Genomic DNA, 13,003 nt, shown 5'->3' with positions numbered 1-13,003 from the left:
CAGCACACGCCGACGCTACAACGTCCACCGCCCGACCGGCACGGGCGCCTCTGGAGTGCGCGAGCCTCGACGCGAGTGTCTACCGGGCGACCAGTAGACGTCCGAACGCAGCACCGTGCCGTCCGCTCTGCCTCTCTACTTCGCCAGCTCGGGGTACAGGCCGGCGAGGTCCCCGGCCAGGCCCGCCTTGACCTGCCGGGAGATGTCGTCGGCGAGCACCTCGTGGGCCCCCGCCTCGATGCCGTCGAGGGCGAGTGCGGCGACGTCACGCGGGTCGGCCTTGGGGGCGTCGACGCTCGCCGCCAGGTCCGTGTCGACGTACCCCACGTGCAGTCCGGTGACGGCGATGCCGCGCGGCAGCAACTCCAGACGCAGGGAGTTGGTCTGCGACCACAGGGCGGCCTTGGAGGCGCTGTAGGAGCCGCCGAGGGCCAGCCAGGACAGCACGGAGTGCACGTTGAGGATGTGGCCGCCGCCGTTGCGCTCGATGACCGGCACGAAGGCGCGGGCGACAAGCAGCGGGCCGTAGAAGTTGGTCTCGAACTCCCGGCGCACGTCGTCGACCGGGGAATCCAGGAAGGACGCGCCGACGACCGCCCCGGCGTTGTTGATCAGTACGGTGACGTCCTCCGCCTGGGCGGCGGCGGCCGCCACGGACGCCGGGTCGGTGACCTCCAGCGCCACCGGGACGGCGTCGGGGTGCGTCACGGCACGCGGGTCGCGGGCCGTGGCGTAGACCTTGCCGGCGCCGCGCGCGTAGAGCTCCTCCACCAGGGCCTTGCCTATACCGCGGCTGCCACCGGTGACGAGGACGTGGGCACCCTTCAGTGCGGTCATGACTGCCTCCACAAACGAGAAACCGAACAGTTTCCACAACCGTAAACCGATCGGTTTTCAAAATGCAAGTGCGGCTGCTTCACCGGGGCGTCTCGTGGGATGCTCCGCGGGGCGTGCCGTACCCGTGGATCCCCGGCACGATGAGTTCCCCACCGGTCTGTCCCGCCTGGTCGATCTCGGCGTCGTTCAGGCCGAGCCGCAGGGTGGCACCGAGCTTGCCGACCGTGTCGTAGAGCCACTCCGGCACGGTGTCGGGCGTGAGGTGCAGCCGGAGGACGGGCGGCGTGGGCAGGTTCTCGACGCTGGCGAGGGTGCCCGTCAGACTTTCGACATACATGGTGATCTCGTCGCCTCGCAGCGTGGACGTGGAGCCCGGCGCTCCGTCGATGTGCTGGATCTGCGGACCGACGGGCACCGACATCCTCAGGTCGCGGATCGAGACGGCGGTGGCGGAGAACTTGAGCACCCGCTTGGGGCCGGCGGCCGTGTCCACGGTCACCACGCCGTGGAAGACGAGGCCGTGCAGGTCGAGGCGGCTCCCCCGCATCGTCCACGGCTCGGCGGAGAAGCGGCCGGCCCGCCGGTCCTCGGGGGCCTTGAGATCGCTGATGTCGCAGGTGCGGGCGTTGCGGGCGTCTCCTCGGGGGGAGTCCGTCCTGAGCGACGGATCGGGCGACGGTGACGGCTTGGGCGACCGCTCGGCGGTGCGGTGGGTGGGTGAAGGTGGCGGGTGGGGCGCGGGCAGCCGCGGGACGGACGGCGATGTGGGCTGTGCCGTGGGAGGGGGCGAGACCGGCGAGGGGTTCGCGTCGGGGGCCGGGGTGTTCCGCTCGGTGTCGTCCTGGAAGAGAGGGCCGAGGAGATCCGCGAGGCCGGTGGTGGCGGAGCTCGGGCTCGGCGAGGGAGTCGGGGTGGCGGTCGTAGCCGGGGCGGGGCCCGTTTCCTCGTCGCCCAGGCGCTCCGACGGATCGGCGGGGGCTCCGCTCAGGGAGGCGCCGGACTTGGCGGGGTCGGCGGACGGAGTGGGACTTGGGGACGTCGCGGCGGCCGAGGGTGGTGCGTCGTCGGGACGAGCGCAGTCGACGGCGTCGGCTCCGGGTCCACCGCCCGGTGCCTTTTCGCGTGCCGAGTGGGCCACGGTGGCGCTCGTGTCGGCGACGGGCAGGCGTTGGCTTCCCAGGATGAGAGCGGTCGGCAACGTGGTCAGCGCGAGAGCCTTGCCGACGGGCAGGCGCAGGCGCGTCAGCGCGGACGCACGAGGGATGGCGTGGCGACCTCTCGGCGGCCGGACGAGGCGGGGTGGCGCGGTCTGACCGCCGGTGTCGGGCGACTGGTCACTCACTCCCCCGCCCTCCCTCCCGGTCGTCGGTGGCCGACGCCGTCACCGTGTCGTCGGGTATGTCCTGCGCGGGCCCGTCCACCGTCCCCCACGCCAGGGCCAGGAGCCCGCCCGTGGCGGCGAGCAGCGTGCCGGCGAAGAACCCGCCGAAGTTGGAGATGGGAAGCGACAGCACTCCGAGGAAGACGGCGACGCAGCCTGCGAAGAACCTGATGACCGGCTGGAACCACAGGAGCCCGCCGAGGACGATCAGCGTGAGGCCGATGACCAGGGACCCGGCTCCCGCCGTGGTGGACATCGCCACGGACAGGGCGCCGAGGGAGAGGTTGAAGTACGGGAAGTAGATGATGGGCGCGGCGGCGAGGAGCACCAGCAGACCCGCCCAGAAGGGCCGGGTGTGCCGCCAGGCCCGGAAGTTCCGGCGGATGCGGGTGAAGCCGCTGTCACTGTGGGGGTGCGCGGGCGCGGCGGCACTCGTCATGGGGCAGCTCTCAAGTCGTGAGGGGGCGATGGCGTCCGTGGGGGGGGCGGAGCGTGGTCAGAAGCAGTCGTGACGGCCGGCCGCGATGTTCATGTGCAGTCCCGACAGTTCGAACGTGCCGGCGGTCGTGGCCCAGACCCGCTGGTGGGCGTCGATGATCTCGACCGACTCCGCCTCCTGCGCGTAGCCGTTGGGGTCGACGTGGTCCTTCGGGTTGAGCTGCCCCTTGGTCATGGAGCCGGCGGCGACGCCGATGTCGATGTTCCTGAAGGTGCCGGACTTGGCCTGGAGGTCGGTCATGTCGATGAACAGGTTCTTGGCCTTGACCGGGGTGCCCGACCCGCCGGCCTTGAGCGTCATCGTGTAGATCCCGAGCATGGGAATGTCCACCGGCACGGACTGGCACATGTCGGTGACCCTCGCGTCCTTGATGGACGAGACGGAGACGGGCACGCGCTTGCCGTTCTTGGCGACGTCCACGGTGGCGTAGTTGCCGAATCCGGTGCCGCTCAACTTGCCGGCCGAGACCTGGAAGTCGGAACCGGAGATGCTGAACGAAGCGGCCAGCGCGCCCTGGGCCATGGAAACGGCGACCGCCGCCGTGGCGGCCGCGGTCGGCACCACACCGACCGCGAAACGCTTCCAGTGGGTCTTGCCGATGCGCTGGGACATGGGGTGGTCCTCCGTTGTTCGAGGCGTACGAGGTATACGAGGCGTACGCGGTGACCGGGCCCAGGGCTGACCGGCCCGGGACGGGGTGAGGGAACGGCGACTGGATGGGGGTGGGGGGGGGAACGGCGGCTGGGTGCGCCGCGGTGACGCCGATGTCCTCCGCGGCGCGGGAGCGTGTGGTCCGCGCGTACGGAAGAGCGGGCATACCGATGAGCGGGCATACCGGAGAGGCACTCGATAGTGTCACTACCGAGTGCCTGATAGTGGCACTATCGAGAGGGGTGGGGCAACCCCCGGTAACGCGATACTGATGGGACAGTTGAGCGTGAGGGAGCGCATGAGGATTTCAGAGCTCAGCCGGCGGTCCGGGGTGCCGGTGGCGACCATCAAGTACTACCGGCGGGAGGGACTGCTCCCCGAGGGCCGCGCGCTGAACCCGACAGCGGTCGAGTACGGCGAGGAGCACATCCAGCGACTTCGCCTGATCCGTTCCCTCATCCAGCTCGGCGGACTGTCCGTCGCCCGGACCCGTGAAGTGCTCGACGCCGTCGACCGTCCGCTGGACGCGTTCGAGACCCTGGGCGTCGTCCACCACGCCCTGCCGGTGCCCTCCGCGGACAAGAGCGGACCGGGCGACCGGGGCGACCGCGGCGATACCGACCCCGACAGCGCCGCAGACGAGGCAACGTCGGGCGATGAGCCCGCCGCACGGGTCGAGACGCTCATCGCGAGCATGGGCTGGCAGATCTCCGACGCGTCGCCGCACCGCCCGGCGCTGGCCGAAAGTCTCGCGGCACTGGGGCGCCTCGGCGCCGACTACACGGCCGACGACCTCCTCCCCTACGCGCGGCTCGCCACCTCCACCGCGGACCTGGATTTCGCCCAACTCGACGGTATCGAGGACCGGATCGCCCTGGCCGAGCGAGCGGTGCTCCTGTCCGCCCTCTTCGAGCCGGTCGTCAGGCTCCTGCGACGGCTGGCCCAGGAGGACGCGAACCACCGTCGCCACCATCGCCGCGCCTGCCGACAGGGCGAGTCCTCGGCGTAGACGCGGGGCCGCGTCCGCCCCAGGGCCATCACACTGTCGACCCAAGGCCATCACACTGTCGCCCCGGGAACGGCCCACGGCTTGGCATCCTCAGACTTGCCCGCGAAAAACGATCGGTTTACGGTGGTGAAAACCGATCGGTTTCTTGCCGTGCGGGCGAGTCCTGCACCAGAGCCACCAGGAGCACCGGATGACTGCCGCGCGCGACCCCGAGGGGCACCCGTCGGGTCCCAGGCTTCCCGCCAAGTTGGCCGCCCACCCGTCCGTGCGGGCCGTGCTCGCCCGGCGCGCGGCGGGTGATGTCGCGAGCCCGCCGCCGGTGATCGACGCGGCCTGGCTGCGCGAACTGTGCCTGTCCGCCGGTGCGGACGACGCCGCCGCGGTGAGCCTGGACCACCCCGACCTGGCCGGCGAGCGCGAGCACGTGCGGTCCGCGCTGCCCGGCACCCGCACCCTGATCGCGATGGCCTTCCGGATGAACCGCGACAACTGCCGCTCTCCCGCCCGCAGCGTGGCCAACCAGGAGTTCCATCAGACCGACGAGCAGGCCAACCACGCCGCCCGCAGCGTCACTCAGGCGCTCCAGGACGCCGGCCACCGCGCGCTCAACCCGTCGGTCGGCTTCCCCCAGGAGATGGACCGCTTCCCCAGCGAACGGATCTGGGTGGTGGCGCACAAGACGGTCGCCGTGGCCGCCGGGCTCGGCGTGATGGGCCTGCACCGCAACGTCATCCACCCCAAATTCGGCAACTTCATCCTGCTGGCGACCGTCCTGGTGGACGCCGAGGTCAGCGCGTACGGACAGGCGCTCGACTACAACCCCTGCATCGACTGCAAACTGTGCGTCGCCGCCTGCCCGGTCGGGGCCATCGCCAAGGACGGCGCCTTCGACGCACTGGCCTGCACCACACACAACTACCGCGAGTTCATGAGCGGGTTCACCGACTGGGCGCAGACCGTGGCCGACAGCGAGGACGCCGCCGACTACCGCTCCCGGGTCACCGACTCCGAGAGCGCCTCCATGTGGCAGAGCCTGACCTCTCCCCCCGGCTACAAGTCCGGCTACTGCCTGGCCGTCTGCCCCGGCGGCGAGGATGTCCTCGGCCCCTACCTGGACGACCGCAAGACCTTCATGGACACCGTGCTGCGGCCGCTCCAGGACAAGAAGGAGACCCTCTACGTCCTGCCGGACTCCCACGCGCAGGAGTACGCCCGACGCCGCTTCCCCCACAAGCCCGTCAAGGAAGTCACCGGCGGCTGGCAGCCCCCGGCCAAACCTTCCGCGTCCCCCGAGCGAGAGACCCGTACGTCATGAGTGGCATTCACCCCTTCCGCGTCCTGCGCGCCAAACCGCTGTGGATCGCCAACGGCGTCATCACGGGCGTACTCGCGCTGCTGTTCACCGTGTTCTACGTCGGCGCCAACATCGATCCGGTCGGCCACCTGAAGAACCTGCCCGTCGGGCTGGTCAACGCCGACAAGGGGGCCGCTGTCGGCGGCGAGCGGGTCAACTTGGGGGCACAGATCACCGGGTCGATCAAGAAGTCCACCGCGAGCGGTGACAAGATCGACTGGAAGGTGATGGACGAGAAGGAGATGAAGGAACAACTCGGCAAGGGCAAGCTGTACGGCGCGCTCGTCATCCCCGCCGATTTCACTTCCGCCACCACCGCGCTGACCGGCACCGCGACCACCGGGGCGCCGACCCGCCCGACCTTGACGGTGCTGACCAACCAGTCCGCCGGCAGCATGGGTTCAAGCCTGGCCCGGACGGCGACGACACAGGCGGCCGAGCGTGCCTCGCTCCAGGTGGGCAAGGAGCTCACATCCCAGGGCGGGACGACGCAGGCGCAACTGCCCGCCGCGGCACGCCTCCTGCTCACCGACCCGGCCGCCGTCACCGTCGAGGACGGCCATCCCCTCGACTCGCACAGCGGCCTGGGCCTGACCGCGTTCTACTACGCGCTCGTCCTGGTGGTCTGCGGCATGCTCTCCGCCAACGTCATCAGCGGCCAGGTGGACCACGCCCTCGGCTACACCCACAACGACATGGGCCCCCTGCGCCTGCACCGCCCGCTGATCCGGGCCACCCGCGTGCAGACCCTCGCCCTCGGCAGCACCCTCATGGCCGCCCTGTCCCTGCTGATGGGAACCCTGGTCCTGGCGGGCGCGGTCGGCCTCATGGGCATGGACGCCTCGCACCTGCCCCTGCTGTGGCTGTACTCGGTGTGCGCCATCGCGGTCTCCGGAATCGGTGCGCTCACCCTCCTCGCCGTCTTCGGCACCCCCGGCATGCTGGTGGTCACACTCGTCTTCATCGCGATGGCGGTACCGACAGCCGGCGCCACCACACCGGTCGAGGCGCTGCCCGGCTTCTACCGCTTCCTCGCGGAGTTCGAGCCCCTGCGCCAGCTCACCGGCGGCCTCCGCTCGATCCTCTACTACGACGCCCAGGGCGACGCCGGCCTGACCCGGGGCTGGGTCATGATGGCCGTCGGCCTCGCGGCGGCCGCGCTGTTCGGCTTCGGCGTGACGAACTGGTACGACCGCAAAGGGCTGCACCGCATCCCCGCTGAGGCGGAGCCCGAGAAGGCTGCGGAGCGGCGAGCCCCCAAAACACGAGTCTGAAACTCGCATTTGATAGCGTCCTTGCGTGCGACTGACGAAGTTCACCGACCTGGCGCTCCGTGCCGTGATGCGCCTGGCGGTCTCCGAGCAGGACGAGCCTCTGACCACCCGAGAGGTGGCGGAGACCATGGGCGTGCCCGCCACCCACATGGCGAAGGCGATCACCCGCCTGCAACACCTCGGCGTCCTGGAGGCCCGACGGGGGCGCGGTGGCGGGTTGGAGCTGACCGAGCTGGGTCGGCATGCTTCGGTCGGCTGGCTGGTGCGGGAGTTGGAGGGCGAGGGTGAGGTCGTGGCCTGCGACGACGATCCACCGTGCCCACTGCGGGCGGCGTGCCGACTGCGCCGGGCCCTGCGCGAGGCCCAGGAAGCCTTCTACGCCACTCTCGACCCGTTGACGGTGACCGATCTGGTGACGTCGCCCACCGGCCCCGTCCTCGTGGGACTGGTCGGCCGCCGCGCCACCTGAGCGGGAGTAGGTCCCAGCGTCGACCTCCACCCTCTCCTTTAATACGAAGATCATCTACCTATTAATGAGCAACACTGTGCTGTCCGAGCAGTCCGTTCCGGTCGTCCGCGCCACGCTGCCCGTCGTCGGCGCTGCCATCGGCGAGATCACCGAGGGGTTCTACGCCAGACTCTTCGAGGACCGACCCGAGTTGCTGCGGGACCTGTTCAACCGGGGCAACCAGGCCACCGGGGAACAGCAGAAGGCCTTGGCGGGCTCCATCGCGGCCTTCGCGGGCATGCTGATCGAACACCCCGGGTCCCGGCCGGACACGATGCTCTCCCGGATCGCCCACAAGCACGCCTCGCTCGGCATCGCCTCCGGCCAGTACAAGCTCGTCCACCAGCATCTCTTCGCGGCGATCGGCGACGTCCTCGGTGACGCGGTCACGCCCGAGGTGGCCACCGCCTGGGACGAGGTGTACTGGCTGATGGCCAACGCCCTGATCGCCCTGGAGGCCCGGCTGTACCAGGAGGCCGGCACCGTGGAAGGCGGGGCATGGCGGCAGTTGGACATCGTCGAGCGGCACGAGGAGACCCGCGACGCGGTCTCCCTCCTGCTGCGCCCCACCGACGGCACCCCTGCGGGAGCCTTCCGCCCGGGCCAGTACGTCAGCGTCCGGGGCGAACTCCCCGACGGCGCCCGCCAGATACGGCAGTACAGCCTCTCCGGCGCGCCGGAGGACCCGCGTTGGCGCATCACCGTCAAGCGGGTGCGGGCCGGAGCGGGACCGGAGGGCGAGGTGTCGTCCTGGCTGCACGAGCACGCCCGCCCCGGTGACGCGCTCGGCGTCTCCGCCCCCTTCGGGGACCTTGTCCTGCCGGACGGCGACGGGCCCCTGCTGCTGGCGTCCGCGGGGATCGGCATCACCCCGATGCTGCCCATGCTTCACCACCTGGCCGCCACGGGCACCACCCGCCGGGTCATCGTGATGCACGCCGACCGCACCCCGGCCGACCACGCCCACCGCGACGAACAGCGCCGACTCGTCGAGTCGCTTCCGAACGCCCGGCTGCACCTCTGGTACGAGGAGCCGGGTGCCGCCGCACCGGAGGCGTCGCCGGGCCAGGCCGACGTGTCCACGCTCGACCTGCCCGCCGAGGCGACCGCGTACCTGTGCGGCCCGCTGCCCTTCATGCGCGCGGTGCGCGGCGACCTGCTCCGCCGGGGCCTGCCCGCGCACGCCGTGCACTACGAGGTCTTCGGCCCCGATCTGTGGCTGGGCGGTGAGTAGACCCGGCCGGGCGGAGTGTGGCAGCAGGGTGGGGGCTGCCGGCAACGCGCCGACGACCGACGGGCCGGTCGGGCCGGTGATCGGTGGCGGGTCCGGATGCACGCGGATACGCTGACGCATCGTCGCTCCTGCATCGTGCTCCTGGAGGACCGGATGAGCCTCGCGATGCATGCCGTCGCACGGTATTTGCGGGTCACCGCCAAACCCCGCTCGTCGACCGCGGCGCGCGCCCGGGACAGGATGCGCAAGCCGAAGGGGTCCGCACAACCACCGGCTAAGACTTCGGCGTCGAGCAGCGTGATTCCCAGCACGGGCCACGCCTCCCGCCTGCGACGGTGCAGCCGCGTGGTGTCCATCTCGCTGCGTAAACCGTTGGCTCGTATGCCCGTCTGTGATGGCTGCGCGCACCCTGACGGTTTCCCGTTCGCCCCGAAGGACTGAGCCGTGCCCGACCGACCTGAGATTGTCTGCATCTGCGGCTCTACCCGGTTCGCGGACGAGATGAGCGCGGCGAACCGTGATCTGACCTTCGCAGGTGTCATCGTCGTCGCGCCAAGCGTCTTCCTGCGCGCCGAGGATCACGAAGCAGACGAGTCGATCACCAACGAGCAGAAGACCGCGCTGGCCTCACTCCACCTGCGCAAGATCGACCTGGCTGACCGGGTTCTGGTCGTCAACCCGGGCGGGTATATCGGCGAGTCCACGAGCAGGGAGATCGCATACGCCCACGCCACCGGCAAGCCGATCTCGTTCACCGATCCCTTCTAACCAGTAGACGCTTCGTGGTGCGCACGGCCACGAGTCCCGGTCAGCCTTGGACCGTGCTGCTGGAGGGTCGTCGAATTCGTCGGACGCGCCTTGTGCTTGTGTCGCGTGACGTGATCTCGGATGAGACGTGGACTCCACGATCGTGCGCGTCCATCAGCACGGCGCGACCCAGGATGCTGGAGGGGATGCGCTGCCTAGATCCATCCCTCGTCGAGGTAGATCGTCCAGGTGTCTCCCACTGCCCGGCGCAGTTCGACCAAGGCCGCGACGTCTGCGATGACTGCCGGCGCGTCGGACAGCCGCAACGGGGAGTCCGGGACATCGTGCCGGGTGTAGGTCGGCAACTCGCCGTTACAACTGAAGACGTGGAGCGGTAGGGGACCGTCGTCGAACCACGCAGGGAGGTTCTCCTCCGCCCACGCAGCCGCGGCGTCGACACGATCCACATGCGCCAGCAGCTGCACGGGAGCGGGCCCGCCGCTGAACTGCACGAGGAAGCCCTGAGCGTCGACCGCCCACCAATTCCACTCGAACCCAGGCCGAGGATGCCACAGGTTCGTCGCCATGCCGCCACCGTATCCAGGCGGCACAGGTTCGTGAAGATGATCCGCTGGGAGCGCCCGACACGACGCGCTCCCAACTCGGTGGGCCACCCGAGTACCGCAGTCCGGCATCAAAGAGACGACAAGACTGCCGGAACACGGCAATGCGGCAAGGAACAGCGCCCCTTCACAATGGCCTTGGCGCACATGCCGGGCGTGACCCGATGCCAGGCTCCGGCAACGGCCGAGAGTGTCTGGACGCCACAGTGAGGTCTTGGGGGGGGTGGGGAACGTTGGACGTCATCGGCGCTGTCGGGCGGTTCCCCACCGTCATCTTCACCTCTGCTCTCGTGGTCGTGCTCGGGTTCTGGTTGCTGGTCCTGCTGGGCCGGGCCGGCGTGCGCGACTTCGATGCCGATGCCCCGGCGCTGGCCAGGGTGTTCAAAGGAGTGCCGGTTGCCGTCGCCGCCTCCGTCGTCACGGTGAGCGGCTGGCTCGTGAGTCTGTCCGGGAACGTCGTGGTGGACCGGGTCGGTCTGACGGGACTCGGCGCCGCCCTGGCCCGCGTCACCTTGCTCGCGCTGTCCGCGCTCATCGCCGGGGCCGTGGCGCACGGCCTCGCGGCTTCGGCCACCAAGCTGTTCCGGGGCGAACACCGGTCGCGACAGCGGGACTTGGCGAGCGGTACTCCGTTCGACCCCGGTAGTCGCCTCGACTCCGCTGGTCGCCGCGCTCGCGGTAATCGCCTCGCTCCCGACAATCGCCGCGCTCGCGGCTGAGTCGCCCGCCCCCTCCACCGGCTCGGCCACTCCTGACGCACGTTCCCGCGGCCGGCGGGCCGCTTCGCCTCGTCGTCGAGGCGTCATCTCTTCGCCGACTTCAAGGATTCCGTATGGATGCCACCGCCATGGGCATCGGCGCGACAGTCGCCGCCGTCCTGCTTGTCACCGTCGTCGTGTTGTTCGTCGTAGCCCGGTTGTTCCGCAAGGTGGAGCAGGGCAAGGCGCTCATCGTCTCCAAGATGCGCAAGGTGGATGTGACCTTCACCGGGCAGGTCGTGCTTCCGGTGCTGCACAAGGCCGAGGTGATGGACATCTCGGTGAAGACCATCGAGATCACCCGGGTCGGCAAGGAAGGGCTGATCTGCCGGGACAACATCCGCGCCGACATCCGGATCTCGTTCTTCGTCAAGGTCAACAAGACCGTCGAGGACGTCATCAAGGTCGCCCAGGCCGTCGGCACCGCTCGGGCGAGTGACCGGAACACGTTGCAGGAGCTGTTCCACGCGAAGTTCTCCGAGGCCCTGAAGACGGTCGGCAAGCAGCTGGACTTCACCGACCTGTACACCAAGCGCGAGGAACTGCGGTACCGGATCATCGAGGTCATCGGCGTCGACCTCAACGGCTACCACCTGGAGGACGCGGCGATCGACTACCTGGAGCAGACGCCGCTCACCCAGCTCGACCCCGCCAACGTCCTCGACGCCCAGGGCATCCGTAAGATCACCGAGCTGACGGCCATCGAGCATGTGCGCACCAACGAGTTCCGGCGCACCGAGGAGAAGGAGATCACCCGCCAGAACGTGGACGCCCGCGAGGCCATTCTGGAACTGGAGCGGCGCCAGGCGGATGCCGAGATCAAGCAGCGCCGGGAGATCGACACCGTGCGGGCCCGCGAGGAGGCCGAGACGGCGCGGGTGGTCGAGGAGGAGCGGCTGCGCTCGCAGGGCGCGTTCCTGAGGACCGAGGAGCAGCTCGGCATCCAGCGCGAGAACCAGGCCCGCGAGGTGGCCGTCGCGGCCAAGAACCGCGAGCGGGTCATCGCCATCGAGAGCGAGCGCATCGAGAAGGACCGCCTCCTCGAAGTCATCGCGCGGGAGCGGGAAACCGAGCTGACCCGGATCGCCGCGTCGAAGGAGGTGGAGGCGGAGAAGCGGGACATCGCCGAGGTCATCCGCGAGCGGGTGGCCGTGGACCGTACGGTCGCCGAGCAGGAGGAGGCCATCAAGAGGCTGCGTGCCGTGGAGGAGGCGGAGCGCGGCCGGCAGACCGTGATCATCGCGGCCGAGGCCCAGGCGCAGGAGAGGCTGGTCAAGGACATCAAGGCCGCCGAGGCGGCCGAGCAGGCCGCCGTGCATCGGGCGGCCGAGGAACTCACCCTCGCGGACGCCAGGTTGAAGAGCGCCGATCTCGATGCCCGGGCCAAGTTGCGGCTCGCCGAAGGCATCCAGGCCGAGTCCGCCGCCGAGGGGCTCGCCGCCGTCCAGGTCCGCGACAAGGAGGCGGAGGTCATCGAGAAGGCCGGCCGGGCCGAGGCCGAGGCGGCCGGGGCGCGGATGCGGGCCGACGCCGAGGGGGCCCGGGCCAAGGCGCTCGCCGAGGCGGAAGGCATCGGCGAGAAGCTGAAGGCCGAGGCGGCCGGACTGACCGAGAAGGCGGCGGCCATGGCCGCGCTGGATGAGGCGTCTCGCGGCCACGAGGAGTACCGACTGCGTCTGGAGGCCGAGAAGGAGGTGCGGCTCGCCGGTCTGGACGTGCAGCGGCAGGTTGCCGAGGCGCAGGCCACGGTGTTGGCCACCGGGCTGGAGAACGCCGACATCAACATCGTCGGCGGAGACTCGGTCTTCTTCGACAGGCTGGTGTCCTCCATCGCGCTCGGCAAGGGTGTCGACGGCTTCATGCAGCACTCCGAGACGGCACAGGCGCTCGCGAAGCCCTGGCTGGACGGCACGGCGAGCTTCACCGACGACCTCGGCCGTGTCCTCGGCTCGGTCTCCACGGCCGACGTGCAGAACCTGACCGTCTCCGCCCTGCTGATGAAGCTGATGAGGTCCGGCGGCACGAACGCCGGGAAGCTCCAGCAACTACTGGACAGGGCTGGTGAGTTGGGGCTCGCCGATACGTCCCTCACTGCCCTGAACGGCAGCGCCGGGCGCTGACCGTCCCA

Annotated in this window: 13 protein-coding genes; 8 read left to right on the top strand and 5 right to left on the bottom strand. The window is 70.0% G+C overall.

Annotation, left to right across the window (positions count from 1 at the left end):
- Window positions 1–135: 135 nt before the first annotated feature.
- The 4 genes from SLINC_RS39855 to SLINC_RS39840 form a co-directional block, all read right to left on the bottom strand.
- Window positions 136–837, bottom strand: coding sequence for an SDR family oxidoreductase (locus tag SLINC_RS39855; protein ID WP_067443293.1), 702 nt, complete (start codon window positions 835–837; stop codon window positions 136–138).
- A gap of 79 nt (window positions 838–916) precedes the next feature.
- The gene (locus SLINC_RS39850) at window positions 917–2,179 is read right to left on the bottom strand and encodes a hypothetical protein (protein ID WP_067443292.1); all 1,263 of its coding nucleotides are present in this window, start codon (window positions 2,177–2,179) and stop codon (window positions 917–919) included.
- Window positions 2,172–2,657: a DUF6114 domain-containing protein gene (locus tag SLINC_RS39845; RefSeq protein ID WP_182449259.1), complete on the bottom strand. Its 486-nt coding sequence runs from the start codon at window positions 2,655–2,657 to the stop codon at window positions 2,172–2,174. Before SLINC_RS39845 ends, SLINC_RS39850 begins: the two co-directional genes overlap by 8 nt.
- Window positions 2,658–2,714: 57 nt before the next feature.
- On the bottom strand, window positions 2,715–3,329 hold the full coding sequence (locus SLINC_RS39840) for a DUF6230 family protein (protein ID WP_067443291.1): 615 nt from the start codon (window positions 3,327–3,329) through the stop codon (window positions 2,715–2,717).
- A gap of 337 nt (window positions 3,330–3,666) precedes the next feature.
- Here SLINC_RS39840 and SLINC_RS39835 point away from each other — a divergent pair, with 337 nt between their 5' ends.
- The 6 genes from SLINC_RS39835 to SLINC_RS39810 all read left to right on the top strand — a co-directional run bounded on the left by SLINC_RS39835 (window position 3,667) and on the right by SLINC_RS39810 (window position 9,515).
- Window positions 3,667–4,377: a MerR family transcriptional regulator gene (locus SLINC_RS39835; protein ID WP_067443290.1), complete on the top strand. Its 711-nt coding sequence runs from the start codon at window positions 3,667–3,669 to the stop codon at window positions 4,375–4,377.
- A 190-nt stretch (window positions 4,378–4,567) separates the two neighbouring features.
- The gene (locus SLINC_RS39830) at window positions 4,568–5,692 is read left to right on the top strand and encodes a 4Fe-4S binding protein (RefSeq protein ID WP_067443289.1); all 1,125 of its coding nucleotides are present in this window, start codon (window positions 4,568–4,570) and stop codon (window positions 5,690–5,692) included.
- A complete protein-coding gene (locus SLINC_RS39825) occupies window positions 5,689–7,005 on the top strand; it encodes a DUF3533 domain-containing protein (RefSeq protein ID WP_067443288.1) in 1,317 nt (438 codons plus the stop codon). The genes SLINC_RS39830 and SLINC_RS39825 overlap by 4 nt, the downstream gene beginning before the upstream one ends.
- A gap of 25 nt (window positions 7,006–7,030) precedes the next feature.
- Window positions 7,031–7,474, top strand: a complete 444-nt coding sequence (nsrR, locus tag SLINC_RS39820) for a nitric oxide-sensing transcriptional repressor NsrR (protein WP_067443287.1) — start codon at window positions 7,031–7,033, stop codon at window positions 7,472–7,474.
- Between the two features lie 76 nt (window positions 7,475–7,550).
- Window positions 7,551–8,747 carry a globin domain-containing protein gene (locus SLINC_RS39815; RefSeq protein WP_067443286.1) on the top strand — a complete coding sequence of 399 codons (1,197 nt, stop codon included), beginning with the start codon at window positions 7,551–7,553 and terminating at the stop codon, window positions 8,745–8,747.
- A gap of 444 nt (window positions 8,748–9,191) precedes the next feature.
- Complete coding sequence (locus SLINC_RS39810; protein ID WP_067443285.1) at window positions 9,192–9,515, top strand: hypothetical protein; 324 nt, start codon at window positions 9,192–9,194, stop codon at window positions 9,513–9,515.
- A 194-nt stretch (window positions 9,516–9,709) separates the two neighbouring features.
- Here the strand turns inward: SLINC_RS39810 and SLINC_RS39805 are convergent, their stop codons facing one another.
- Window positions 9,710–10,081: a hypothetical protein gene (locus SLINC_RS39805; RefSeq protein ID WP_067443284.1), complete on the bottom strand. Its 372-nt coding sequence runs from the start codon at window positions 10,079–10,081 to the stop codon at window positions 9,710–9,712.
- Window positions 10,082–10,350: 269 nt separating this feature from the next.
- Here SLINC_RS39805 and SLINC_RS39800 point away from each other — a divergent pair, with 269 nt between their 5' ends.
- On the top strand, window positions 10,351–10,836 hold the full coding sequence (locus SLINC_RS39800) for a hypothetical protein (protein ID WP_067443283.1): 486 nt from the start codon (window positions 10,351–10,353) through the stop codon (window positions 10,834–10,836).
- 113 nt (window positions 10,837–10,949) lie between these two features.
- On the top strand, window positions 10,950–12,995 hold the full coding sequence (locus SLINC_RS39795) for a flotillin family protein (protein WP_067443282.1): 2,046 nt from the start codon (window positions 10,950–10,952) through the stop codon (window positions 12,993–12,995).
- Window positions 12,996–13,003: the final 8 nt, after the last annotated feature.

This window comes from Streptomyces lincolnensis (genome assembly GCF_001685355.1).
GTDB classification, from domain to species: Bacteria; Actinomycetota; Actinomycetes; order Streptomycetales; family Streptomycetaceae; genus Streptomyces; species Streptomyces lincolnensis.
The sequence above is the reverse complement of the archived record's forward strand: the minus strand, read 5'-3'. Positions and strand labels throughout refer to the sequence as shown.

Excerpts from the sequence above, each read along its gene's own strand:
- SLINC_RS39855 (WP_067443293.1), bottom strand. The coding sequence starts at position 837 with ATGACCGCACTGAAGGGTGCCCACGTCCTCGTCACCGGTGGCAGCCGC.
- SLINC_RS39845 (WP_182449259.1), bottom strand. The coding sequence starts at position 2,657 with ATGACGAGTGCCGCCGCGCCCGCGCACCCCCACAGTGACAGCGGCTTC.
- SLINC_RS39840 (WP_067443291.1), bottom strand. The coding sequence starts at position 3,329 with ATGTCCCAGCGCATCGGCAAGACCCACTGGAAGCGTTTCGCGGTCGGT.
- SLINC_RS39835 (WP_067443290.1), top strand. The coding sequence starts at position 3,667 with ATGAGGATTTCAGAGCTCAGCCGGCGGTCCGGGGTGCCGGTGGCGACC.
- SLINC_RS39830 (WP_067443289.1), top strand. The coding sequence starts at position 4,568 with ATGACTGCCGCGCGCGACCCCGAGGGGCACCCGTCGGGTCCCAGGCTT.
- SLINC_RS39825 (WP_067443288.1), top strand. The coding sequence starts at position 5,689 with ATGAGTGGCATTCACCCCTTCCGCGTCCTGCGCGCCAAACCGCTGTGG.
- SLINC_RS39805 (WP_067443284.1), bottom strand. The coding sequence starts at position 10,081 with ATGGCGACGAACCTGTGGCATCCTCGGCCTGGGTTCGAGTGGAATTGG.
- SLINC_RS39795 (WP_067443282.1), top strand. The coding sequence starts at position 10,950 with ATGGATGCCACCGCCATGGGCATCGGCGCGACAGTCGCCGCCGTCCTG.